Origin of the sequence: Palleronia aestuarii (assembly GCF_003253995.1) — a bacterium.
Taxonomy (GTDB): domain Bacteria; phylum Pseudomonadota; class Alphaproteobacteria; order Rhodobacterales; family Rhodobacteraceae; genus Palleronia; species Palleronia aestuarii.
Genome location: NZ_QKZL01000009.1, coordinates 102,371 through 126,532, shown reverse-complemented (window position 1 = coordinate 126,532; position 24,162 = coordinate 102,371). Strand labels below are relative to the sequence as shown.

Annotated in this window: 25 protein-coding genes and 1 pseudogene; 13 read left to right on the top strand and 13 right to left on the bottom strand. The window is 65.2% G+C overall.

Annotated features, from left to right (window positions below):
• Positions 1 to 26 precede the first annotated feature (26 nt).
• From accD to LX81_RS12230, 3 genes are read left to right on the top strand one after another with little or no spacing between them, the layout of a single operon-like run.
• Positions 27 to 971 carry an acetyl-CoA carboxylase, carboxyltransferase subunit beta gene (accD, locus tag LX81_RS12240; RefSeq protein WP_111537608.1) on the top strand — a complete coding sequence of 315 codons (945 nt, stop codon included), beginning with the start codon at positions 27 to 29 and terminating at the stop codon, positions 969 to 971.
• A 7-nt stretch (positions 972 to 978) separates the two neighbouring features.
• Positions 979 to 1,362, top strand: coding sequence for a hypothetical protein (locus LX81_RS12235; RefSeq protein ID WP_111537607.1), 384 nt, complete (start codon positions 979 to 981; stop codon positions 1,360 to 1,362).
• Positions 1,359 to 2,633, top strand: a complete 1,275-nt coding sequence (locus LX81_RS12230; RefSeq protein ID WP_111537606.1) for a bifunctional folylpolyglutamate synthase/dihydrofolate synthase — start codon at positions 1,359 to 1,361, stop codon at positions 2,631 to 2,633. The genes LX81_RS12235 and LX81_RS12230 overlap by 4 nt, the downstream gene beginning before the upstream one ends.
• A 7-nt stretch (positions 2,634 to 2,640) precedes the next feature.
• Here LX81_RS12230 and zapE read toward each other — a convergent pair whose 3' ends face one another.
• From zapE to dctP, 5 genes and pseudogenes are all read right to left on the bottom strand, one after another.
• Positions 2,641 to 3,711 (bottom strand): cell division protein ZapE, encoded by a 1,071-nt coding sequence (gene zapE / locus LX81_RS12225; RefSeq protein WP_111537605.1) that lies wholly within the window; start codon positions 3,709 to 3,711, stop codon positions 2,641 to 2,643.
• A gap of 400 nt (positions 3,712 to 4,111) precedes the next feature.
• Positions 4,112 to 5,284: pseudogene (locus tag LX81_RS12220) on the bottom strand (TIGR03862 family flavoprotein); the annotation flags it as partial.
• Positions 5,285 to 5,296: 12 nt separating this feature from the next.
• Positions 5,297 to 6,652, bottom strand: coding sequence for a TRAP transporter large permease (locus LX81_RS12215; RefSeq protein ID WP_111537603.1), 1,356 nt, complete (start codon positions 6,650 to 6,652; stop codon positions 5,297 to 5,299).
• Positions 6,653 to 7,957: a TRAP transporter small permease subunit gene (locus tag LX81_RS12210; protein WP_111537602.1), complete on the bottom strand. Its 1,305-nt coding sequence runs from the start codon at positions 7,955 to 7,957 to the stop codon at positions 6,653 to 6,655.
• An 84-nt stretch (positions 7,958 to 8,041) separates the two neighbouring features.
• On the bottom strand, positions 8,042 to 9,142 hold the full coding sequence (gene dctP, locus LX81_RS12205) for a TRAP transporter substrate-binding protein DctP (RefSeq protein ID WP_111537601.1): 1,101 nt from the start codon (positions 9,140 to 9,142) through the stop codon (positions 8,042 to 8,044).
• Between the two features lie 231 nt (positions 9,143 to 9,373).
• On the opposite strand from dctP, the gene LX81_RS12200 reads away from it, so the two are divergent.
• The 7 genes from LX81_RS12200 (at position 9,374) to uvrC (ending at position 15,943) form a co-directional block, all read left to right on the top strand.
• A complete protein-coding gene (locus LX81_RS12200; RefSeq protein WP_111537600.1) occupies positions 9,374 to 10,303 on the top strand; it encodes an ABC transporter ATP-binding protein in 930 nt (309 codons plus the stop codon).
• Positions 10,300 to 11,061 (top strand): ABC transporter permease, encoded by a 762-nt coding sequence (locus LX81_RS12195; RefSeq protein ID WP_111537599.1) that lies wholly within the window; start codon positions 10,300 to 10,302, stop codon positions 11,059 to 11,061. The genes LX81_RS12200 and LX81_RS12195 overlap by 4 nt, the downstream gene beginning before the upstream one ends.
• Before the next feature lie 42 nt (positions 11,062 to 11,103).
• Positions 11,104 to 11,904: a S49 family peptidase gene (locus LX81_RS12190; protein WP_111537598.1), complete on the top strand. Its 801-nt coding sequence runs from the start codon at positions 11,104 to 11,106 to the stop codon at positions 11,902 to 11,904.
• Complete coding sequence (locus tag LX81_RS22790; protein ID WP_111537597.1) at positions 11,885 to 12,073, top strand: hypothetical protein; 189 nt, start codon at positions 11,885 to 11,887, stop codon at positions 12,071 to 12,073. The genes LX81_RS12190 and LX81_RS22790 overlap by 20 nt, the downstream gene beginning before the upstream one ends.
• Before the next feature lies 1 nt (position 12,074).
• Positions 12,075 to 13,019 (top strand): calcium/sodium antiporter, encoded by a 945-nt coding sequence (locus tag LX81_RS12180; RefSeq protein ID WP_111537596.1) that lies wholly within the window; start codon positions 12,075 to 12,077, stop codon positions 13,017 to 13,019.
• Positions 13,019 to 13,798 carry an SDR family oxidoreductase gene (locus tag LX81_RS12175; protein ID WP_111537623.1) on the top strand — a complete coding sequence of 260 codons (780 nt, stop codon included), beginning with the start codon at positions 13,019 to 13,021 and terminating at the stop codon, positions 13,796 to 13,798. Before LX81_RS12180 ends, LX81_RS12175 begins: the two co-directional genes overlap by 1 nt.
• A gap of 273 nt (positions 13,799 to 14,071) precedes the next feature.
• Positions 14,072 to 15,943 (top strand): excinuclease ABC subunit UvrC, encoded by a 1,872-nt coding sequence (gene uvrC / locus LX81_RS12170; RefSeq protein ID WP_111537595.1) that lies wholly within the window; start codon positions 14,072 to 14,074, stop codon positions 15,941 to 15,943.
• A 9-nt stretch (positions 15,944 to 15,952) separates the two neighbouring features.
• Here the strand turns inward: uvrC and LX81_RS12165 are convergent, their stop codons facing one another.
• Entirely contained in the window at positions 15,953 to 18,010 is a 2,058-nt protein-coding gene (locus LX81_RS12165; protein WP_170133926.1) for an HAD-IIIC family phosphatase, read from the bottom strand.
• Positions 18,011 to 18,265: 255 nt separating this feature from the next.
• On the opposite strand from LX81_RS12165, the gene pgsA reads away from it, so the two are divergent.
• From pgsA to LX81_RS12150, 3 genes are read left to right on the top strand one after another with little or no spacing between them, the layout of a single operon-like run.
• On the top strand, positions 18,266 to 18,931 hold the full coding sequence (pgsA, locus tag LX81_RS12160; RefSeq protein ID WP_111537593.1) for a CDP-diacylglycerol--glycerol-3-phosphate 3-phosphatidyltransferase: 666 nt from the start codon (positions 18,266 to 18,268) through the stop codon (positions 18,929 to 18,931).
• Complete coding sequence (moaD, locus tag LX81_RS12155) at positions 18,928 to 19,179, top strand: molybdopterin converting factor subunit 1 (protein ID WP_111537592.1); 252 nt, start codon at positions 18,928 to 18,930, stop codon at positions 19,177 to 19,179. Before pgsA ends, moaD begins: the two co-directional genes overlap by 4 nt.
• A complete protein-coding gene (locus tag LX81_RS12150; protein ID WP_111537591.1) occupies positions 19,180 to 19,623 on the top strand; it encodes a molybdenum cofactor biosynthesis protein MoaE in 444 nt (147 codons plus the stop codon).
• A 2-nt stretch (positions 19,624 to 19,625) separates the two neighbouring features.
• Here the strand turns inward: LX81_RS12150 and LX81_RS12145 are convergent, their stop codons facing one another.
• From LX81_RS12145 to idi, 7 genes are all read right to left on the bottom strand, one after another.
• Positions 19,626 to 20,090, bottom strand: coding sequence for a PTS sugar transporter subunit IIA (locus LX81_RS12145; RefSeq protein ID WP_111537590.1), 465 nt, complete (start codon positions 20,088 to 20,090; stop codon positions 19,626 to 19,628).
• 33 nt (positions 20,091 to 20,123) lie between these two features.
• A complete protein-coding gene (hpf, locus tag LX81_RS12140) occupies positions 20,124 to 20,702 on the bottom strand; it encodes a ribosome hibernation-promoting factor, HPF/YfiA family (protein WP_111537589.1) in 579 nt (192 codons plus the stop codon).
• Positions 20,703 to 20,928: 226 nt separating this feature from the next.
• A complete protein-coding gene (gene lptB / locus LX81_RS12135) occupies positions 20,929 to 21,693 on the bottom strand; it encodes an LPS export ABC transporter ATP-binding protein (protein WP_111537588.1) in 765 nt (254 codons plus the stop codon).
• On the bottom strand, positions 21,690 to 22,178 hold the full coding sequence (locus tag LX81_RS12130) for an LptA/OstA family protein (RefSeq protein ID WP_111537587.1): 489 nt from the start codon (positions 22,176 to 22,178) through the stop codon (positions 21,690 to 21,692). Before LX81_RS12130 ends, lptB begins: the two co-directional genes overlap by 4 nt.
• Before the next feature lie 13 nt (positions 22,179 to 22,191).
• A complete protein-coding gene (gene lptC / locus LX81_RS12125) occupies positions 22,192 to 22,800 on the bottom strand; it encodes an LPS export ABC transporter periplasmic protein LptC (RefSeq protein WP_111537586.1) in 609 nt (202 codons plus the stop codon).
• Positions 22,801 to 22,864: 64 nt separating this feature from the next.
• Positions 22,865 to 23,476 carry a ribonuclease D gene (locus LX81_RS12120; protein ID WP_111537585.1) on the bottom strand — a complete coding sequence of 204 codons (612 nt, stop codon included), beginning with the start codon at positions 23,474 to 23,476 and terminating at the stop codon, positions 22,865 to 22,867.
• Between the two features lie 69 nt (positions 23,477 to 23,545).
• The gene (gene idi, locus LX81_RS12115) at positions 23,546 to 24,127 is read right to left on the bottom strand and encodes an isopentenyl-diphosphate Delta-isomerase (RefSeq protein WP_111537584.1); all 582 of its coding nucleotides are present in this window, start codon (positions 24,125 to 24,127) and stop codon (positions 23,546 to 23,548) included.
• Positions 24,128 to 24,162: the final 35 nt, after the last annotated feature.

Below are 24,162 nucleotides of genomic sequence, written 5' to 3'. Positions count from 1 at the left end.
CCGAAACACTTGCCGAGGACGGTGCGATGAACTGGATCTCGAATTACGTCCGTCCGAAGATCAATTCGCTCTTCTCCCGACGGGAAGTTCCTGAGAACCTGTGGACCAAGTGCGATGCCTGCGGGACGATGCTGTTTCACCGCGATCTCTCGGAGAACCTGAACGTCTGCTCGAAGTGCGGCCATCACATGCCGATCACGCCGCGGGCGCGGTTCACCGCGCTCTTCGACGGGGGCGGCTTCGTGGAAGTGGCCATTCCCGCACCGGTGGCGGATCCGCTGCATTTCCGCGATCAGAAGAAATATCCCGACCGGCTTCGATCGGCTCAGAAACAGACCGGTGAACGCGAGGCCATGCTCGTCGCCGAGGGCGAGATCGGCCGGACGCCGATCATCGCCGCGGCGCAGGATTTCGGCTTCATGGCGGGCTCCATGGGCATGCATGTGGGCAACGCCATCCTCGCGGCGGCCGAGCGCGCTGTCGAATTGAAGCGCCCCCTCGTCCTTTTCGCGGCGGCCGGCGGCGCGCGGATGCAGGAAGGGATCCTGTCGCTCATGCAGATGCCGCGCACGACCGTCGCGGTGGAGATGCTCAAGGAGGCGGGTCTGCCCTACGTGGTCGTCCTCACGCATCCGACGACGGGGGGTGTCACGGCCTCCTATGCCATGCTCGGAGACGTGCATATCGCCGAGCCGAACGCGCTGATCTGTTTCGCCGGGCCGCGTGTCATCGAGCAGACGATCAGGGAAAAGCTCCCGGAGGGATTCCAGCGCGCGGAGTACCTTCTCGATCATGGCATGCTCGACCGCGTCACGGATCGACGCGAGATGCGGTCCGAGCTCATCACCATCCTGAGAATGCTGTGCAACATGCCTCCTGCGATCCACGGGGAGCTGCCGCCGCCCGGCGAAGGCCCGCAGGTGGAGACCACGCCGGCCACGCGCGATCCGGAACCGGCGCGGGCGGACTGATGCCGGCATGATCATCGGGATCCTCGTTGGCGTCGCGGCCGCAGTGCTTTTCATATTCGTGCTTTCCCTCGCCGATCTGCTTCGGGATCGCGGCGCGGCCGCGATGTCGATCGTCGTCGTGGCCTCGGTCCAACCCGTCTTCGCCATCGCCTCGGGCACGCCTTCCTTCCCGCTGCATCTCGCCATCTTCGGGGTGTTCGTCGCGGTGGCCATCGCAGGCTATCTCTTCGCGCCGCGGCTCATCGCGTACGCGGTCATGGCCCATGCCGCTCTCGGGCTCAGCTTCATACTCAAGCTGGGCGAGGCCACGCCGCCATGGCTCTGGTTCGATTTCAGCTTCGACGTGGTTCTCGGCCTCACCTTCCTCAAGATCATCGATACTCGGACATGACGATGGACGGTACGGACGCGATCCTGGCGCGGCTCATGCGGCTGCATCCGAAGCTCATCGACCTGACGCTCGACCGGATGTGGCGCCTTCTGGAGACGCTCGGCCATCCGGAGGCCGATCTTCCTCCCGTCATCCATGTCGCGGGGACAAACGGGAAGGGATCGACCCTCGCGATGATCCGCGCCGGGCTCGAGGCGGCGGGGCATCGCGTTCACGTCTATACCTCTCCGCATCTCGCACGGTTTCACGAACGCATCCGCCTCGGTGGGGAGCTGATCGGGGAGGCGGACCTGGCGGCGCTGCTCGACGAATGCGAGGCGGCGAACGGGGAGACACCGATCACCTTCTTCGAGATCACGACCTGCTCGGCGTTGCTGGCTTTCGCGCGAAACCCGGCCGACTTCACGTTACTCGAAACCGGTCTCGGCGGACGGCTCGACGCGACAAATGTCGTTGCAGACCCGCGCCTTACGATCATCACGCCCGTCTCCCTCGATCACCAATCCTACCTGGGCGAGACGCTGCCCGAGATCGCGGGTGAAAAAGCAGGCATCCTGAAGGCGGGTGTGCCGGCGGTGATCGGTCATCAGGAGCCGGAGGCGCTCGAGGTGATCGAGAGACGGGCGGCACGGCTTCGCGCGCCGCTTTTCGTGCGGGGCGAGCACTGGCATGTCGGCCTCGAGCACGGGCGGCTCGTGTTTCAGGACGAGACCGGGTTGCTCGACCTGCCGCCGCCCGTCCTTGCGGGTCCGCACCAGATCGAGAATGCCGGCATTGCGCTCGCAGCCCTGCGTGCGCTCGGGATCGGGGAGGCCGGCTGCGAGGGGGCGATGACGCGCGCCGAATGGCCCGCCCGGATGCAACGTGTGCGCCGGGGGCCGCTCGTCGAGGCTGCTCCGGACGCGGAGATCTGGCTTGATGGCGGGCACAATCCGTCGGCAGGCGAGGCGCTCGCGGAAACGCTGTCGCGGATGTCACGGCGCCCGACGCATCTCGTTTGCGGGATGCTCAACACGAAGGACGTGGCAGGCTATCTCCGGCCGCTCGCCCCGCATGCGGCAAGCCTGACCGCGCTGTCGATCCCCGGAGAGGCGAACACGCTACCCGCGGAGACGACCGCGGAGGTCGCACGGGACGCGGGCTTCCGCGCCGCGACCGCGTCCGACGCGGAAAGCGCGGTGAGGGAGATCGCGCGTGGGAACCCTCACGCACGCATCCTCCTGTGCGGATCTCTCTATCTCGCGGGCCACATTTTGCGCGAGAACGGCTGAAGAGCGGTCACGCCGCCTTTCCCCAACCCTCGCTCCGCATCTCTGCGAGACGGGAGACGGTCCGTTCGAACTCGAACGACCCGGTGCCCTCGACGTAGAGGTTCCGGGGCCGGTCGGCGGCCGAGATCGCGATGCGCACGCGGGCCTCGTAGAGCGCATCGATGAGCGTCACGAACCGTTTCGCCTCGTTGTAGTTCTCCGAACCGAGACGCGGCACATCCTCGAGGAGAAGCACCCGGAGCCGCTTCGCGAGCGCGAGGTAGTCGGCGGCGCCGAGGGGCTTTGCGCAAAGCTCCCAGAAGCTCGCGCGGCCGACCCCGTTCAAGAAGCGCGGCACCTCGACCTTGCGTCCGCTCACCTCGAGGATCAGCGGCTCGCCCGGCCCGTTCGCGAGCCCGTCCCAGAGAGCGTCCATCGCCTGGCGCGCATCCGCATCGGCGGGGGTGAAATAGACCTCCGCACCGGCGATGCGCTCCTCCCGCCAATCCTTGGGCGAGGCGAGTTCGACCACCTTCATGCGCTTCTTGATGTGGTCGATGAAGGGCAGGAACAGTTCGCGGTTGAGACCGTCCTTGTAGAGGTCGTCGGGCACCCGGTTAGAGGTCGCGACCACGGTGACGCCCGCCGCAAAGAGCCGTTCGAAGAGGCGACCCACGATCATCGCGTCGGTGATGTCGCCGATCTGCATCTCGTCGAAGCAGAGGAGCCTCAAATCCTCGGCGATCCCGTCGGCCACGGGGGCGAGGGCGTCGTCGACACCGCGCTTGCGCGCCGCCTTGATGCCCGCATGGACCTCCTGCATGAAAGCGTGGAAATGCACACGGCGCTTTCCCTCGACCTCCACGTGCTCGAAGAACAGATCCATGAGCATCGACTTGCCGCGTCCGACCCCGCCCCAGAGATAGAGGCCCGTCGCGGGCTCCGGCGTGGACCGGGAGAACCAGCCGCGCTTCGGCTTCTGCTCTGCGAGTTCCCTGGAAATTCGTTCGAATTCCGGCAGCACCGCCTGCTGGGCGGGGTCTTTTTGCAGCGCGCCGTCGGAAATCTTGCGGGAGTAGAGGTCTGAGAAAGTCGTCATGCGGCCGGGGATACGCGGCCCCGATCGGGGAGGGAAGGGCCGTTCCGTCGACGTGGTTTCCTCAGGCCGAAACGGCGTCGCGCAGCGCGGCGCGTTCCTCCTCCACGGTGCCGGGAAACGGATCGCGGCCGGCGCGGCGATACCAGTAGGCGGCATTGGCCTCGTCGCCCTCGACGCGGTGAAGATGGGCATGGAGCCATGCGGCCTCCGGCCCCGGATCCGCCTGTGATGCCTCGTGGGCCGCTTCCCAATCGCCGGCGTCCAGCTTGTCGATGGCCGCGCGCAGGGTCTCGTGCATGGCGTGTCTCCTCGTGATGATCTGGGGGTCAACCTCCGGGAAAGCCGACTGTTCCAGGGATCGCGGATCCTTCCGGGCGGCCTTTTGCGCCTCGAGATAGGCCGCCGCGGCACGCCCGGCATGACGCCCCGTCGCAAGGCAGGCGGTCAGGAGATAGCCGCCCGTGGGCGCCTCCCAGTCGAGCATCTCCCCCGCCACGAAGGCGCCCGGCCGCGCGCGGAGCATCAGGGACGGATCGACACTTTCCCAGGCGACGCCTCCCGCGGATGAGATCGCGGCATCGAGCGGGGCGAGACCGGCATGGCGCACGGGCAGGCGCTTGACGAGGGCAGCGAGCCCGGAGCCTCGCGGCACGGGGCGACCGAACTCCATGAGGAGTGCCGTGGCGACCGGATCGAGGCGCAGACCCTTGCGCAGCCGGTTGCCGATGGCGCCGCGCGCCGTGGCGAGCCGCTCTTCCACCCTCTCCACAGGCCAATCCGGTTTGAGGTCGAGATAGAGGTCCGCGCCATCGCGGACCGCGCGGCTCACGGCATAGATCCCGCCGCCCTCGAGCCCGGTGGCGGAGACGACGAATTCGCCCCGGTGCCGGGTGCCGCCTGCGTCGAGCGCGACGCCCTTGACCGGGGTGCCGTGATGGGGCGCCATGTGGGGCGACCAGTCGATCCCGAGGCCCGCATTTGCCGGGCGGAACGCGTGGACCGTCACTCCCGCCTCGCGCAGCCAAGGCACCCAGGCGCCGTCCGATCCGAGGCGTCGCCACGACGCGCCGCCGAGCGCCAGGATCGTCACATGCGGATGGAGGGTTCTGGCCCCCTCGGGTGTCTCGAAGCAGGTACCTTCGTGCCAGCCCGTCCAGCGCCAGCGACGGCGCAGGATCACGCCCGCCTTGTCGAGCCGGGCGAGCCAGGCCCGCAGGAGCGGCGACGCCTTCATCGCCACCGGGAACACGCGGCCCGTCGATCCGGTGAAGAGGGGCTGGTCCAGCCCTTCGGCCCAGGACGCGATCTCCGCTGGCCCGAAGGCTTCGACGAGCGCCGGAACCGGCCCCGCACCCTCTCCGTAGGCCGCGCGGAACCTGTCCGGGTCTTCCACCTTCGTCAGGTTCAGCCCGGATTTCCCGGCCATCAGGAACTTCCGGGCCGGCGACGGCATCGCATCGGCGATCACGACCGAGCGGCCCGCGCGCGCCAGCTCCTCCGCCGCCATCAGCCCTGCGGGGCCCGCGCCGATCACGAGGGCATCGGGCGTCTCGTCGCGCGGCGATGGCGGCATGTTCCCCCGAACCTATCCGTAGACCAGGCGCGGCAACCACGTGATGATCTGCGGGAAGACCATGCAAAGGGCAAGCCCGAGGACTTGCAGGCCGAGGAACGGAAGTGCCGCCTTGAAGATGTCGGTCATCGGGATCGAGTCCGGGGCCACCCCGCGCAGGTAGAAAAGCGCATAGCCGAAGGGTGGGGAGAGGAACGACATCTGCATGTTGACGAGATAGAGCACGCCGAACCAGAGCACCAGATCGTCGGGATCGCCAAGCCCGAAGGCCTGCGCGCCGAGCGCCCGGATGATCGGCACGAAGATCGGCACGCAGAGGAGCAGGATGCCGACCCAGTCGAGGAACATGCCGAGGACGACGAGGATGATCTGCATCAGGATCAGGATGCCCCACGGCCCGAGACCTGTCGCGGCGAGCGCTTCCTGCACGAATTGCTGCCCCCCTTCGAGGACGTAGAGACCCACGAAGATCGTGGCCCCGAACATGATCCAGATCACCATGGCGCTGGCCTTCAGCGTGGTGAGGCAGGCTTCCCGGATCGTCGGCCAGTCGAGCTTGCGGTGGATGGCAGCGACGATGAACGCGCCGAAGGTCCCGATCCCGGCGGCCTCCACGGGGGTGGCGACGCCGCTGAAGATGATGCCGAGCACCACCGCGATGAGGATGAGGGGCGCGGCCATGTTGCCCATCAGGCCGATCTTCTCGCGGGTTGAGATCCGCTCCTCCATCGGGATCGGCGGGCCCATCTGCGGATTGATGAAGCAGCGCAGCGAGACGTAGCCGATATAGAGACCCGACAGCATCAGGCCGGGGATGACCGCGCCGATGAAAAGCTCGCCCACCGATTGTTCCGCCACGACGGCGTAGATGATCGCGAGGATCGAGGGCGGGATGAGGATGCCGAGCGTGCCGCCCGCCATGATCGATCCCATTGCGATCTTCGGATCGTACTTGCGCGCAAGCATGGCGGGCAGCGCGATGATGCCCATCGTTACCACCGCGGCGCCGATCACGCCCACCATCGCGGCGAGGATCGTAGAGGCGATGACGGTCGCTGAGGCGAGACCGCCCTTCAACCCGCCGAGGACCTTGTAGATGACGTCGAACATCTCGTTGATGATGCCCGCGCGTTCGAGCATCGCCGCCATGAAGATGAAGAGCGGGATGGCCGAGAGCTGGTAATTCGTCATCAGCGGGAAGATCCGCGAGGGCACGATGTTGAGCGCCCGTTCGTCGCCCAGGACGAAGAGGAACACGCAGGCGAGGCCGCCGGTCACGAAGGCGAGGGGCAGCCCCGCCATCAGCAGGACCAGCAACGAGCCGAACATGATGAGCGTCAGAAGCTCGATGGAGATGTCGAGGCCCATCTATTCCCCCCTTGCGATGGCGCGGATGTCCTTGGAAACCTTTGAGATCCCCTGCAGGACGAGAAGAAGGCCGCCGACCACCATGACCCATTTCATCGGCCAGAGCGGTACTTCCCATTCGCTCAGGCTGATCTCGCCCCAGCGGATGCCGGGGTTCGTCCACTGCGCGGTGTCGAACCCACCCAGCATGTCGCCGAGCCCGATCTCGCCGCGCGCCCAGTCGGAGACGACGGCATTGCCCGACGGCACCGCGATCGCGTCCATCGCGAACGTGTAAGACGTGTAGAGAAGCGTGCCCGCGAAAATGAAGAAGAACACGCTCGTCGCGAGATCGACCCATGCCTTGTTCCGCCGGTGCAGCGGCGCGTAGAAGATGTCGACGCGGACATGGCTCTCGGTCAGCATCGCGTAGGCGCCCGCGATCAGGTACTGCATCCCGAACATCAGGTACATCGCCTCGTGCGCCCAGTTCGTTGGCGAATTGAAGACGTACCGCGCGATCACCTCGTAGTAATAGACGAAGACCGCGATCACCGCCCAGTAGGCCACGAACTCGCCCGCGAAGAGCGACAGCCGGTCGATCCAGTTCGTGGCGAGCGCGCGGTCGTCGGTGACGTCCTCTCCGGGCGCGGCCGAGGAGAGGTCGTGATCCGGGCCCGGCTCGTCGGCGACGGCGGCGTTCGCCCGCCGCACGAGCCCCGGCAGGAGCACCGCATCGATCAGCATCAGCGCCAGGATGACCCAAAGGGCGTACTTCCCCACGGAATTCCAGTAGGCGCGGTCGGCCGCGGCCTGCTCGGCTCGCGGCCGGCTTTCGGTCAGAAGCGTCTCGTTCTCGGCAATCCGCTCACGGCTGGTCTCGACATTGCGTTCCGCGCGGTCGATCCGCAACTCGATGGCGCGGCGGGAGAAGGATTCGGGATCGGCCGCGTCCAGTTCGGCGCGTAGCTCGGGCAGGGCGGCGAGATCGCTCTCCAGCCGCTGCTCCTCACGGGCGAGACTGCGCTCGGCCACGCGGACCTCGTTGTTGACGTCCGACAGGATGGACCGTGCCGTGGTTCCCTGGCTGTTGGACACGAGGATCACCAGGAAGATCGGCAGATAGACGAAGCCCAGGAGGTTGCGCAGATAGAAGCGGTGCAATCCGATGAGGCCGCCCGTCGCCCAGATCAGATACCCCAGGGTCAGGGAATAGCGGCGCTCGACCGCTCTGCCGCGTCGTGCCAGCACCATGGCCACGAGTGGAAAGATGATGAGCCCCACCCAATAGGCCCAGTGCGGCAGGGTGAAATCGAGTGTCGGCATGACGCCTCCGCCGTGATCGCGCAAAACTGCAAGGAGAAGGCCGCCCACGACGTCGCGGGCGGCCTGCCGTGAAGCGCGATGGCCTCAGAGCTTAAGTTCCATGCCCTCGGTCAGTGCCGGATCGACATAACCCAGCGCGCCCGACTGCATGTAGCGGAGCTGGATGTCGAAAATGCGCGCGGAGTTCGGATCGCGGTTCGCATATTCGTACCAGATCGGGACCACGAGCTCGGTCAGGAGTTCGACGTCGTCGGTGGTCAGCCGGGTGATCTCCACGCCGTCTTCCCTGAACTTCTCGAAGGCATCGATGTCGGCGGCCTGGATCGCGGCGTGGTGCATGTCCGAATAGACATGCGTTTCCATCTCGATGAACTGTTTCATCTCGTCGGACAGGGCATCCCAGGATTGCTGGCTTGCCGTGATATCCATGATGTCGACCGGCTGGTAGACGGAGGTGAAGCCCGGCGGGCCCATCACGATGTAATCGGTCACCTGGCTGAAGCCGAGCGCGTAGTTCACCGCGGCACCGGTATAGTCGGCGACGTCGATCGTCCCCCGCTCGAGCGCCGGGAAGATTTCCGAGCCCGGAAGGACCGTCGTTTCCGCGCCGAGCTGGCTGAAGAGTTCGGAAACCATGCCGCCGGGCATCCGCATCTTGCGGCCGCGGAAATCGTCGATGGAACGGATCGGCACCTTGGAGTGGATGAGGTTCGCGTCGTGCTGGACCGGCCCCACGAAGTACATGCCCTGCGCCGCGTAGAGCTCGCGCGCGATATCGAGCCCGCCGAGACCGTAGTAGAACGTGTCGTATTCATGCGGATTGCGCAGGCCGAGCGGGTAGGACGTCAGGAACGTCGCGGCCGGAATGATGCCTTGCGCGTAGATGGTGAACGGGTTCACCGCGTCGAGCACACCGTTCTTCACGGCGTCGAAGAGCTGGAAGTCGCCAACCACGTCGTTCGCGCCGAAGGGCTGGAAGGCAAGCTCGCCCCCGGTCTTCTCGACGATCGAATTGCACCATTCGCGGAAGATCGTCAGGCCGGCGCCGCCGGGCCAGCTCGTCTGGATCCGCCACGTCGTCCCGTTTGCCTGCGCGCCCGCGATGTGAGGCGCGGCAAGCGTGGCAGCACCGGCCACGCCAAGGCCACCGAGCGCACGGCGACGGGTAATCACCTTGTTATTCATTACTTTCCTCCCTTTCGAACACGGCCGGGTTCCCTGGCCCGTTCGTATACGAAATCGATGCTAGGTAAGGATGCCGCGTAATGCGACTCTTTTTTGAACGGGCTCCGGGTGTCGTGATGATTATTCCCGGCCTTGGCCCAAGCGTCCCGCGTTCGTCTTGTAGTCGGACCGGTCAGTCTTGCGATCCCCGCCGCGACGGCTATCTTGCGCTGCGCATTGTCCGAGGATCTCATGGCCGCAATCGTGTCGGTCTCGAACCTGTCAAAGACCTATGACGGAGGGTTCGAGGCACTGAAGTCGGTTTCGCTGGAGATCGAGGAGGGGGAGATTCTCGCTCTTCTTGGTCCCAACGGCGCGGGCAAGACGACCCTCATTTCCGTCATCTGCGGCATCTCGACCGCTACGTCGGGCCACGTGGCCGTCGGCGGTCACGATGTCGTCGATGCCTATCGCGACGCGCGGCGCCTGATCGGGCTGGTGCCGCAGGAAATCAATCTCGAGCCGTTCGAGACGGTGATGAACACCGTGCGTTTCTCCCGAGGGCTCTTCGGCAAGCCCCGCAACGATGCCCATCTCGAGGAGGTGCTGCGCCGGCTTAGCCTGTGGGACAAGCGCGACACGCAGATCAAGTCGCTCTCGGGCGGCATGAAGCGGCGGGTGCTGATCGCCAAGGCGCTGAGCCACGAGCCGCGCGTCCTCTTCCTCGACGAGCCGACCGCAGGGGTCGACGTGGAGCTCAGGCGCGACATGTGGAACACCGTGGCCGATCTGAAATCGCACGGTGTCACGATCATCCTGACCACCCACTATATCGAGGAGGCGGAGGCGATGGCCGACAGGATCGGGATCATCGCGCGGGGCGAGATCCGGCTCGTACGGGAGAAGGCGGATCTGATGCGGGAGCTCGGCAAGAAGCGCCTGGTGATCGAACTCAACGCGCCGACCGCCGCCGTGCCCGCTGCCCTCGAGCCCTACGACCTCGCACGCAGCGCGGATGGCTGCGAGCTGACCTATACCTACGATTCGCGGAAGGAGCGGACGGGGATCACGCGGCTTCTCACCGATCTCTCCGCCGCGGGGCTGCAGCTCAAGGACATCCGGACCGAGCAATCGAGCCTCGAGGATATCTTCGTGGGCCTCGTTCACGAGGACGCGTCGTGAACCTTACCGCGATCGCCGCGATCTACCGCTTCGAGATGGCCCGGACATTCCGGACGCTGCTGCAATCCGTCGTTTCGCCCGTCCTGTCGACCTCGCTCTATTTCGTGGTCTTCGGCGCGGCGATCGGCAGCCGGATCGACCAGGTCGAGGGCGTGAGCTACGGCGCCTTCATCGTGCCGGGCCTCATCATGCTGTCGGTCGTGACGCAATCGGTCACGAACGCGGCCTTCGGCATCTACTTCCCGAAATTCATCGGCACGATCTACGAGCTTCTGTCCGCACCCGCCTCCTTCCTCGAGATCACCGCGGGCTACGTGCTCGCGGCCGCGACGAAATCCTTCGCGATCGGGCTCATCATCCTGGCGACGGCCTTCCTCTTCGTCGATATCACCATACAGCATCCGATCTGGATGCTCGCCTTCCTCGTCCTCACCTGCCTCTCGTTCAGCTTGCTTGGGTTCATCATCGGTATCTGGGCGCAGAATTTCGAGCAGTTGCAGCTCGTGCCGCTCCTCATCATCACGCCGCTGATCTTCCTCGGCGGCTCGTTCTACTCGGTCACGATGCTGCCGCCCGTGTGGCAGACGATCACGCTCTTCAACCCCGTCGTCTACCTCGTCTCGGGCTTCCGTTGGTCGTTCTTCGGTCTGGCCGACGTGGCGATCGGCTGGAGCCTGCTCGCGATCGTGGCCTTCACCGCGATCTGCATCGCGATCATCGGCTGGATCTTCCGCACGGGCTGGCGCATTCGCAGCTGAGCGGGGTTGTTGCGTCGCGGCGCCCGGCCTACATCGCGTGGCATGAAGCGTTTTATCCCGTTCCTGTCGTCCGATCCCGTGGTCGCCGTCCTGAGGCTCCAGGGAATCATCGCAAGCGGCGGGGCGGGCGCCCGGCTCAGCGATGCGGGGCTCGCGCCCCTGATCGAGAAGGCGTTCCGACGCGGCAAGCCCAAGGCCGTGGCGTTGATCCTGAATTCACCCGGCGGCAGTCCCGTACAATCCTCGCTCATCGCGGCGCGGATCCGGCGGCTCGCGGACGAGCGCAAGATCCCGGTCGTGGCCTTCGTCGAGGATGTCGCGGCGTCGGGTGGCTACTGGCTGGCCAGCGCGGCCGACGAGATTTATGCCGACGGCAATTCCATCGTCGGCTCCATCGGGGTCATCTCCGCGGGATTCGGTTTCGACGAGTTCATCGCCAGACAGGGGGTGGAGCGGCGTGTCTATACCGCGGGGCGCTCAAAGAGCATGCTCGATCCGTTCAAGCCCGAGAATCCCGAGGACGTCGCGCGGCTGCGCCAGTTGCAGGACCAGATCCATGCGAGCTTCATCGACCAGGTAAAGGCTCGCCGGGGCGCCAAGCTGTCCGACGACGAGGACCTCTTCACCGGGGAATTCTGGGTCGGCGAGCGGGCGAAGGCCATCGGCCTCGTCGACGGGATCGGCCACATGGTCCCGGTGATGAAGGCCCGCTTTGGAGAGAAGACGCGCTTCGTTACCTACAAGCAGCGCCGTCCGTTCCTGTCGCGCTTCGGCGCCGCCCTGGGTGGCGCGGCGATCGGGTCGCTCGAGGAGCGGGTCGCCTATGCCCGGTTCGGCCTCTGATCCCGTGATCAAGGTCGTCAGCCTCTTTCTCATCGGCATGCTCGTCCTCGCCATGTTCGGACGGCTGCGTTTTCCGGGCCAGAAACGCCTGCAATCGCTGCGTTGCGACGGGTGCGGGCGATACCGCATCGGCAAGGGGCCGTGCTCATGCGGCCGGGGTCGGGGCTGACATGGAGTTCGTCCTTTCCGTCGTGGGCCTCGCGATCCTGCTCCTTGCCGGCGATGCGCTCGTTCGCGGCGCGGTCAATCTCGCCCTCAGGATCGGCATTCCGGCACTGATCGTCAGCCTGACGATCGTGGCCTTCGGCACCTCGGCCCCCGAACTCATCATTTCGATCGGAGCGATCCTCGACGGATCCTCCGGCATCGCGCTCGGCAATGTCGTGGGGTCGAACATCGCCAACATCCTGCTCGTCCTCGGCGTGCCCGCGATCATCTCCGGCATCGCGATGCGGGACAACGACACGCGGCGCAGCTACGTCATGATGCTGACGGTCTCGGTCCTCTTCGTGGCCCTCGCGTTCTGGGGCCCGATCACTTGGACCCACGGGCTGATCCTGCTCGCATGTCTCGCTCTCGTCCTCTTCGATCAGGCCCGCGGCGCGCTGGCCGATCGCCGGAAGGGTCGCGAAACGTCCGAGGAGGAGCCGGAAGGTGCGGATCCGACCATGCCGGGCTGGAAGGTCACCATGTTCCTCGTGCTCGGTCTGCTCGGCTTGCCGCTCGGGGCGGACCTCCTGATCCGCGGCGCGACCACGATCGCGCGCGATTTCGGGATCTCCGACGCGGTGATCGGCCTCACCCTCGTCGCGATCGGCACCTCGCTGCCGGAGCTTGCCACCACCGTCATGGCGGCGATCCGCAAGCAGAGCGACGTGGTGATGGGCAACGTCATCGGCTCCAACATCTTCAATCTTCTCGCGATCATCGGGATCACGTCCCTGATCGGGCCCGTCACGGTAGATCCGGCCTTCCTGCAACTCGATTTCTGGGTGATGCTGGGCGCGGCCCTGCTGCTCGCGCCGTTCGTCTTTCTCGGCTGGTCGCTCTCACGCCTCGTGGGCATCGCTTTCTGCGCGCTCTATGTCGGCTATCTGGCGCTCCTCGTGACATGATGCGCCGCGCTCTCGTTACCGGCGGCGCCAAACGGCTCGGCCGGGAGATTTCCCTGCATCTCGCGCGGCGCAATGTGGCCGTCGCCGTCCACTACAATTCCTCCGAGAAAGAGGCCGGAGACGTTCTGGACGCCATTCGTGCCTTCGGGGGGCGGGCCGAAAAGCTGCGCGCCGATTTCCTCGACGAGGACCAGGTATCCGATCTCGTCGGGTGTGCGGCAGATGCGCTCGGCGGGCCGATCGACATCCTCGTCAATAACGCGTCGATCTTCGAACGCGATCGCATCGGCACGATGACGCGGCAATCGTGGGACCGGCATGTGGAATCGAACCTGCGGGCGCCCGTCGTGCTGACCCAGGCCTTCGCCGCGCAATGCCCTGCGCCCTCGACGGACGCGCGGGGCGAGACGCGCGCCAACGGCGTCGTCGTCAACATGCTGGACCAGCGGGTGGCGAAGCCGACGCCGGACTTCATGTCCTACACGATCGCGAAGATGGGTCTCTGGGCCTTCACGCAGACCGCCGCCCGCGCGCTGGCGCCCGGGATCAGGGTCAACGCGATCGGCCCGGGATCGACGATGCGGGGGGTGCGACAGACACCCGAGCATTTCGCGGCGCAGCGGGCGGGCAACATCCTCGAGCGCGGGGCGAGCCCCGATGACATCCTCGCGGCGCTGGATTATCTGCTCGATGCCCCGGCGGTGACGGGCCAACTCCTTTGCGTCGATGGGGGTCAGCATGCGGGTTGGAAAACACCCGATATTGTGGGCTGGGAGTGACGGTTGCGGGTTGACTTATGCACGTCGCGATCGTCGCGTCAGCGTTCTGTCGCATTCCGTAACAGTTTCAGCAATTTACCGGGCTACCTAGAAATATGTGACATAAATTCAATCACTTGCGGTTTGGGCTAAAAAGCGTGCAATCTGATGAAGTCCATAAAACGAAACGAAAATGTCCGAATGCCCGAGGCTTGCCCCCAGATTTATCCACAGGTCCGGTGGATGTATTTGCGGTTGCACCTCGCGTCAGATTTTGCAGCCTGAGGTGGAATCATGTCTTCTTCGACGCAGACTGACAAACCCGCGACGGGCGCCCCACTGATCCAGTCCTACGTCAGGACGCTCGACACCTCGCCTGGCGTCTACCGGATGCTCGATGCCCGTCAGGCGGTCCTCTATGTCGGCAAGGCGCGCAATCTGAAGAAACGGGTCGCGAACTACGCCAAGATGTCGGGTCATTCTCCCCGGATCGCCCGGATGATCCGGGAGACGGCGTCGATGATGTTTCTCACGACGCGGACGGAGACGGAGGCGCTGCTTCTCGAGCAGAACCTCATCAAGCAGCTCAAGCCAAAGTTCAACGTGCTGCTGCGCGACGACAAGAGCTTCCCGAACATCCTCGTGACCGGCGATCATCCCTTCGCGCAGATCAAGAAGCATCGCGGTGCCAAGAAGGAGAAGGGCGACTATTACGGTCCCTTCGCGAGCGCCGGAGCGGTCAACCGGACGCTCACGCAGCTCCAGAAGGTGTTTCTGCTGCGTAACTGCTCCGACGCGATGTTCGAGAGCCGGACGCGGCCGTGCCTCCTGCATCAGATCAAGCGGTGCAGCGCCCCTTGTGTCGGCAAGATTTCCGAAGCGGATTACGCGGCCCTCGTCGCCGATGCGGAGCAGTTCCTGCGCGGCAAGACCACCAAGGTGCAATCGCAGCTCGCCCGCGAGATGGAGGAGGCGAGTGCCGAGATGGAGTTCGAACGCGCGGCAGCTTTGCGCGACCGGATTCGCGCGCTCACCCACGTGCAGGGGGGGCAGGGCATCAATCCCGCCGGCGTGCCGGAGGCCGACGTGATCGCGCTCCACATGGAAGGGGGGCAGGCCTGCGTGCAGGTCTTCTTCATTCGGGCGAACCAGAACTGGGGCAACCGCGACTTCTATCCCCGCACGGGTTCGGGCGCGGAGGCCGCGGAGGTACTGCAGGCCTTCGTCGGGCAATTCTACGACGGCAAGGATCCACCGCGACAGATCCTTCTCAGCGACGAGATCGAGGATGCGGGGCTTCTCTCGGATGCACTGTCGGAGCGATGTGGACGTCGCGTGCAGGTCCTCTGTCCGCAGCGGGGAGAAAAGCGCGACCTCGTCCTGGGCGCGCTGCGCAACGCGCGGGAGAGCCTCGCGCGGAAAATGTCGGAGACGGCAACGCAGGCCCGCCTTCTCGATGGTCTCGCGGAGGCGTTCGACCTGCCCGGTCCGCCGCAACGGATCGAGGTCTACGACAACTCCCATATCCAGGGGACGAATGCGGTCGGCGGAATGATCGTCGCCGGGCCGGACGGGTTCATGCGCAATCAGTACCGCAAGTTCAACATCCGCGGCGACGCGCTGACACCGGGCGACGATTTCGGCATGATGAAGGAGGTTCTGACCCGGCGGTTCCGGCGCCTGATGAAGGAGGACCCGGATCGCGAGCTGGGGACTTGGCCTGATCTCCTCCTGATCGACGGTGGTGCCGGGCAAGTGAGCGCGGTCGACGAGATCATGAGGGAGATGGGCGTCGACGACCTGCCGATGATCGGTGTCGCCAAGGGGATCGACCGGGATGCCGGCAAGGAAGAATTCCACCGCCCCGGCAAGACGGCCTTCGCCCTGCGGCACAACGATCCCGTTCTCTACTTCGTCCAGCGGCTCCGGGACGAGGCGCACCGCTTCGCCATCGGCGCGCATCGTGCGAAACGGTCGAAATCGGTGGGCGCCACGCCGCTCGACGAGGTTCCGGGTGTGGGAGCTAGCCGGAAACGGGCATTGCTTGCCCATTTTGGAAGCGCGAAGGCGGTCGCTCGTGCCGATCTGAAGGATCTGCAGGCGGTCGAGGGGGTCAGCGACGGACTCGCGGAGAAGATCTACGCCTTCTTCCACGAACGCGGTTGACCGCCTCTCTCAGGCCGCGCTGCGAACGTCGAGCCACTTCGGATCGTCGATCCTGGGGCAGGCCTCCGTCCAGACCCACTGCCCACCGGTCTCGACGAACCCGTTTTGGGCGTAGGTGTCGCGGCAAGGCGCGTTGACCATCGTCTCGACATGCCATCCGGCGACCAAGCCGCATCCGCGAGCCAATGCGTCCTGCTTGACCGTGTTCAACAAAACGGTCTCGACGTCGTAGCCGAAAACCCGGCAGGAGAGCACGAAAACGGGGATCGAGGCTCCCCGGTCGTCGTATGATGCGACGAGAACCGCGATAACGCCCATGTCGCCGAAGCGGTCGCGCATCGAGGCGAGGTAGATCGCGTGCGAATCGCTTTCCGACCAGCCCTTCATCTCGGCGAAGGTGGTCCGGGCTGCCGTCATGTTGAACTGGTTCGTGCGATTGACGAGCTCCGCCGCACGCTTGATGTCCGACCGTCCGGCCGGTCTGATCGTGACTTCCAGACCCAGCGTCGCAAAGAGCGACCCCCGATCGTGTTCCTCTGCAGCGACATCCTGCGCGTGCTGACGCGCGGCGCGGTCGAGATACATCCGGGTCCGGTCGATGTCCGACCCGTCTCCCAGCAGTTCGTCCCAGATCGCCATCATCTGCCACGTTCGCGGATCGACCGGATCGAGGGTCCGAACATCTGGATAAGCTTCCTCGACAAGGGCCCGTTCATCCGCGCGATCGTCGAGGAAGACGAAATCCTTTCGCTTGAGATTCAGCGATCGCTCAATTTCCGGAAAGGCGACGACCTTGGGGCGCCAGCTGATGGAGCTGTGGACGAAGTCACCCTCGCCGAGCACTCCCCCCTCCCAATGGACGTTCCGAGGATCGTTCTTCGATGCAATGGCGAGGAGGACGCCCTTCTCCTTCAGACGCTTCAGCCGTTCTTGCCGGTCGACGAAATGCTGTACGTCCCCGTCACCGATCACGCCGTCCCAGAGCGTGTTGTCGAGATCGCAGACGATCAGCTTCTTCTTTCTCAGAAACGCGATGGTCTTCAGGATGAGGGCATAGGCCTCGGCGACGAGGGCGCCGAACCTCGCGGGGTGCTGGCCGCCATGATGGTGGTAGTACAGTCCCAACGATCGTTCCGATTCGTCCTTGAGGAAACGGAGCTCGTCGAACTTGTGCACGTGCGGGAACGTATCCGCGTTGATCCCGGCGATCAGGTTGTCGAGACCGGTGTCGACCGCGTCGCGAACTGAACGACGCAGACCGGCGGTCAGGCCTCTGGCCAGTGCATCCTGCGATCGCCCCGTATGCCGACGGATCAGAGCGGTATTATGGACGAAGATCGGCGCCTCGAAGGTTTCGGCCAGCGCCCGTGTCACCATGCCGGCTTCGGCGAGCATCGCGCCGACGATCTCGTCGCGACGCAGGCGCGTTCCGATTGCCGCCCGGGGATTGAGCAATGTCGCCGTGACGAGGCCGTTTTCGTAGGTGAACGGTGAATAGAAGACGGCGTCGAATTGCTTTTGCGAAAGCGTGCGGATCGTGGTCGCAATTCCGGCCGGGTTCTTGTCCGTGACGAAAACGGGTCTGATCGAAACTCCGATGTCCGACATGCCATCGACGAGGAACGCAGTCGTATCCAGGAATAGGCAATCCCCGACAAAAAGAACGTCGAGCGACTGTCGCGCGGGATCGTTGAGACGCGCGACGATCGCGGAGAGTTCGTCCAGCACGTTCGCGGCCGAATTCCCGCCGTTATGCCCATGGAAAGTTTCGAGAATGTGCCTGTCGCTGGCGACAAGCCCGGCGATCGCCCGATCGCGTTCGTCATCCCTATGAGCGGGATCATAGGCCATCTTGGCCCGTTCGCCGAGATAAAGAGCCCTCCAGACGGGATCGCCGCTCTGCATCCACCTTTGCAGATAATGGGCCAGCGTCGCGTGTTCCTGTTCGGCCAATTCCTTTTCGGAGATATCGCCCGATTCAATCCGCTTGGCGAAACGCGGAACCAGGCGTGCCGTCGCGTTTAATGCAATCTGGAGATGTTCGGTCTCGGGATGTTTTCTCTTCATGGCGGTCAGTCGAGGAAGAAAGGAGAACGCATCCGTTCGAGCGATTCTGTTGCTGAGCATTTCTTGCTTCCGCTCTTATCGTGTCCACTTTGAGAGATAATTCGGACAAAGCCGAAAGACCATTAACCATTTATTTACGATCTTGACTGGCATGTGCTGTCTGTCGGGGCCCCGGTTCTGGCGGTCTGGTCGCAGGCGTGAGATCCTCGTCCGCGCGCCCTTTCCAGCGAGCGACGGGATCGCTATCTGTGTCGCATGAAGTGGACCCTGCCCAATATCCTGACGGTGCTGCGGCTCATCGCGGCACCCGGGGTCGCGATCATGTTCCTCTATTTCAACCGGCCATGGGCGGACTGGTTCGCGCTCCTGCTTTTCCTCGGTGCGGCGATCACGGACTGGTTCGACGGCTACCTCGCGCGGACTTGGAAGCAGGAAAGCCGGTTCGGCGCGATGCTCGACCCGATCGCCGACAAGGCCATGGTGATCGTGGCGCTTCTCGTGATCGTCGGGTATTCGTCGATGTCGCCCTGGCTCGTGCTTCCCGCGACCTTCATCGTGTTTCGTGAGGTCTTCGTCTCCGGTTTGCGGGAGTTCCTCGGCAGCGATGCCCGGCGTCTTGCGGTGACGAAGCTCGCCAAGTGGAAGACGACGGCGCAGATGATCGCCATCGCGGTCCTCTTTTCCCGTGATATCTTCCTCTATCACATCGTCGAGCGGAGCATCGAGACGGACACGGCGTCCTTCGAAAAGATGCTCGCCGCACGGATCCCCGAAGAAGGCGCACTGCCCTGGCTTGCCTGGCTCTACGATCTCGCGGGCGATCTGGGCCTGGTCCTGCTCTGGGTGGCCGCTGCGCTGACGCTCGCGACCGGTTGGGACTACCTGCGCAAGGCGCTTCCTTACCTGCGGGACCCTGCATGACCGTCGATCTGCTTTACTTCGCCTGGGTCCGGGAGCGGATCGGCCTGCCCCGGGAGAGGGTCGACACCGACGCCGCGACCGTCGGAGAACTCATCACCGAGCTCGCCGCGCGGGAGGAGCGTTACGCGCTGGCCTTTTCCGATCTCTCCGCGCTTCGCGTGGCCGTCGATCAGGAGCTGAGCAGCCTCGATGCGCCGCTGACCGGGGTCCGCGAAATCGCCGTCTTTCCGCCGATGACGGGGGGCTGAGTGGATATCCGCGTTCAGCCGGCGACCTTCGATCCGGGTGCGGAGGCGAATGCGTTCACCGCGGCGAGCCGCGGATCAGGGGCCGTGGTCACCTTCACCGGCATCGTGCGTGACACCGAGGCCGGAACGCTGCGTCATCTGGAGATCGAGCATTATCCCGGCATGACGGCCAGCTCGATCAAGGCGATCGCCGGGGAAGCCGTGGCGCGCTGGTCGCTCGACGCGGTGCTCGTCATCCATCGCCATGGCGCGCTCGCCCCGGGAGAGGCGATCATGATGGTCGCGACTGCAGCGCGCCATCGCGCCGGCGCGTTCGCCGCGGCGGATTTCCTGATGGACTATCTCAAATCCCGCGCCCCTTTCTGGAAGAAGGAGGTCCGCACCGACGGTGCGGATTGGGTGGACGCCAAGGCCGAGGACGAAGCGGCGCTCTCGCGCTGGTAGGGCTACGCGGCGCGATTGGCGCTGCGGTCCGTCAGGACGGCATGCAGCGTCACGGGATCGTCGTTGGCTCTGAGCTTGGTACAGATATCAGGATTGCGCAACGTGCGGGAGACGGCGGCCAGCGCCTTGAGATGCTCGACCCCCGCGCAGGACGGCGCGAAGAGCGCGAAGACGAGATCGACCGGCTGCCTGTCGACGGCCCCGAAATCGAGCGGACGTTCGACGCGCAGGAAGATCCCACGCACGCCGGACAGATTTTCGAGGCGGGCATGGGGCAGTGCAACCCCGTGCCCGACACCGGTGGGGCCCAGATTCTCCCGCTCGAGCAGCGCTTCGGCCACCCGGTCGGACTTGAGGTGATACACCTCCGTCGCGATGTCCCCGAGCGTGATGAAGAGCCGCTTCTTGCTCGTGACCGACGAAATGACACGAACCGCCTCGAGCGGGAGTAGTTCCGTTCCGATCATGAAGCCCTAGCTTTCGCGCGACCCCAAGTCGCGTCAGGTTGCCGTGTTCGGGTCGATCCAGCCGATATTTCCGTCGTCGCGACGGTAGACGACATTGACGCCCGTTGCCTGTTTTTCGTTCCGGAACACCAGAACCGGTGCCCCCGCGAGCTCCATCTGCATGACCGCCTCACCGACGGAGAGCGACGGAATCCGCGTCTGCATCTCCGCCACGATCATGGGCTGGAGCGTTTCCGGCTCTTCGAGCTCGGAATCGCCTGCGCCGGCGAGGATATACGAGGCCGCGTCGGAGAGTTCAACGGGTTGAGCGCGTTCGCGGTGATGGTCTTTCAGCCGCCGCTTGTAGCGCCGGAGCTGCTTCTCCATCTTCGCGTTGGCGGAGTCGAAGGCCGCGTAGATATCGGTTTCCTTCGCGCTCGCCTGCACCGTCAGGCCGGTCGAAAGATGGATGACGGTTTCACAGGCGAATTCGTGCGCTTCCTTCGAAAAGACGACCAGAACATCGGTCGGACGGCCGGGATACTTTCCGACCATTTCCTCGACCTCGCTCCTGACATGTGTCTGCAGCGCTTCACCGATGTCGATCTGCTTTCCACTGATCTGATAGCGCATGTCGTCTCCTCTGGCTGGCCCGGGCCCGGCCCCGTGCGACGCCTCTTCCTGTTCAGTCCGGGATGCGGGGCGTTCGGCCCCCTGGTTCCGGCGCCCGTTTGAGGCGCAGCCCCCGGCCCTGTCGCGCGGACGGGACCTGTCGGAGGCGGATGCGGAAGCCATGGACGCATTTGGCGCGAAGATTGGCGTTACTGTCAATGGGTTCCGGACAGAACCGCGGTAAGCTTCACGTCAGCCGGAACCCCTGGCCAAGGTAGACACGGCGCACGTTCTCGTCCTCCACGACCTCCGCGCTCGTTCCGCTCATCAGGACGGTTCCGTCATGCAGGATGTAGGCGCGATCGACGATCCCGAGCGTTTCGCGGACGTTATGATCGGTAATAAGAACGCCGATGCCGCGGGCCGTCAGGCCGGAGACGAGGGTCCGGATGTCGCCCACGGCGATCGGATCGACGCCCGCGAAGGGCTCGTCGAGAAGCAGGTATTTCGGGTCGGCCGCGAGGCATCGGGCGATCTCCAGACGCCGTCTCTCGCCGCCGGAAAGCGCTGGGGAGGGGGTCTTGCGCAGATGCGTGATAGAAAATTCGGCCAAGAGTTCATCGAGCCGCGCGTGCCGTTTCTTGCGACTCGGCAGCGACAATTCGAGGATTGCGAGGATATTCTCCTCAACGGTGAGGCCGCGGAATATCGAGACCTCCTGCGGCAGATACCCGATTCCCAGCCGGGCACGGCGATACATCGGCAGCGCGGTCACGTCCCGCCCGTCGATCGTCACGCGGCCGCCTTCGGGCACCACGAGGCCCGCAATGGCGTAGAAGCAGGTCGTCTTGCCCGACCCGTTGGGCCCGAGAAGGGCCACGACCTCGCCCCGGCGGAGCTCCATGCTGACGTCACGGATCACCGGGCGCTTGCGATAGCTCTTGCGCAGCTGTTCCACGCGCAGGCCGCTGCCGTCGCCGGAGGCGATCAGGCGGGGCGGTGCGGACGTCATCGTTCCCCTGTCTCGAAAATCGTCCGGACGCGTCCTTCGAGCGATCCCGTGCCATTGACGAGGTCGATCACCAGCCGTTCGGAGGACAAGGCGGTCGGCCCCTGCGTCAGGAGGACGTCGCCGGTCATCACGACAGAACCCTCATCGATGTCGTAGACGGCGGATTGCGCCTCCGCCGCATCCTCGCCCGCGACGAGGGTGACACCCTCCTCGGCGCGCAACTCCCGGATTCGGCCCGCGGAGGCCTCGCCCGCGTAGATCGCGGTGATCCGACCGGCCGAGAGGCGCATGGCGCCCTGGCTCACCACGACGTTGCCGCTGAACGTCGCGGTGCCGTCGGACTGGTTCACCTCGAGCGCATCGGAGGCGACCTCGACGGGCTGCGTGGTATCCTGACGGAGCCCGCCGAAATCGATCGCCGTCTCCTGCGCAGAAACCGGGGCGGCGATCATCGCCGCGACGAGGAGCGCGATCACGCGCGACATGGGGTGCGGCACATCAATCTCCCTTACCGGCATCGGGATAATAGAGGAGTTTGGTGCCCCCGGTGAAGCGCAGAACGAACCCGTCCGCGCCCCGGGTGAGCGTCATCGCGGCCGCATCTATGCGCCCGGGCGGTACGATGGCCGTGATCGCACCGTCCGAACTCACCGTCCCGGTCTCGGCGTCGAGCACCATGCCGTCGCTTTCGACGCGGTAACCGGCAGAGCTGCGCAGCCTGACATCGCCCGTGAGGTTCACGTCGGACCCGCTGCGAAAGCTGCCCGTCTCGGCGGAAAGCAGGATGCGCTCGCCCTTCGGCGTCTCGATCGTTCCGATCAGGTCGGAGGCGATCATCTCCTCGGGGGATTCGGGGTCGGGACGCACCGATCCGGAGGCGAGCGTGACGGCATCGCCTTCGGGGGTGACGCCAGAGTAGTTCGGGTTGGAAATCCGCTGCTCGGCCACGATCCGGTCAAGCTCGAGCTGGCTGTAGGGAATTCTGTCGCCGCTGCCGCGTCGGTCGGCCAGGAGGAAAAGGGTCGAGAGGATCGCGAGGGCGATGAGGGGAAGCGCGACCTTCAGAAGCGCGACCTGGCGACTGTGCCGGTTATCGAATGTGGCCATCTGGGTCGCCGGTCCGGGCTTTCGTCATCTCGTCTGCCCGGCGCGTCGCGCGCCGGTCGTCAGGTCAATGCGCAAAGATGTCGATCTCGGGCCAGCCCTCGAGGTCGAGCCGCGCGCGCGTGGGGAGGAAGTCGAAGCAGGCCTGCGCGAGATCCGTCCGCCCCTCCCGCTCGAGCCGCTGATCGAGGACGCGCTTCAGCCGGTGGAGATGGAGCACGTCGGACGCGGCATAGGCGATCTGCGCGTCGCTGAGCGTTGCCGCCCCCCAATCGCTCTGCTGCTGGTATTTCGAGACGTCCACGTCGACGAGTTCCTGCAGAAGCTGCTTCAGCCCGTGGCGATCGGTATAGGTCCGCACGAGCTTCGAGGCGATCTTCGTGCAATAGACGGGCGCAGCGAGCGCCCCGAAGGCGTTCAGCATCGCGGCGATGTCGAAGCGGCCGAAGTGAAAGAGCTTCAGGACGGTCGGATCGGTCAGGAGCCGCGCGAGGTTCGGCGCGGATTTCTGGCCGGGCGCGACCTGAACGAGATGCGCGTCGCCGTCTCCGCCCGAAAGCTGCACGACACAAAGGCGGTCGCGATGCGGATTGAGCCCCATCGTCTCGCAATCTATGGCGACCTCGGTCCCGAGATCCAGCCCGTCGGGGAGATCCCCGGAATGCAGGTGGTTGGCCATCGAATGCTCCGTTCCTCGAATGCTGCGGTCCTAGCGCGGAACGGGGCGCGCGCGCAATCGTCCGCGGGGTCAGGGGATCCGCGACCAGACAAGTTCGCGCATGGCACGCAGGGCCGGGTCGTCGCGGGACATGTACTGTCGGAACCACGGCGTGAAACGGTCGGGATGCTCCGCCATCTCCGTGTGCAGTGTCTCCCTGTCGATCCAGCGCGTCGCCGCTGCCTCCACCGGGTTGGGGGAGATCTCGGCGGCCTCCACGGGCACGCGGCCGGCGAAGATATGTGCGCGCTCGTGCTCGGTCAGCCCGCCACCCACGTCGGCGCGGTAGTCGATGACGCCCAGCGCTTCGAGCGGCGCCTCTATATGGAGCTCTTCCCGGCAGCGGCGCCGCGCGCAATCGGCGATGTCCTCGCCCCAATCGGGATGCGAGCAGACGGAATTCGCCCAGAGCCCGCCGCTGTGATACTTGTCCGCCGCGCGCTGCTGCAGCAAGACGCCGCGTTCCGAATAGAGGAAGACGGAAATCGCGAGATGCAGCGTGCCGCCATCCTGATGTGCGACAAGCTTGTCGATGGGAAAGCGCCTGCCGTTCTCGGCGATCGCGGTGATCGAGATGTCGCGGTCGTCGCGCACGAAACCTCCCAATGCCATCAGCCCGCGATCCGGAGCCGTGGAGAAAAGCTAGG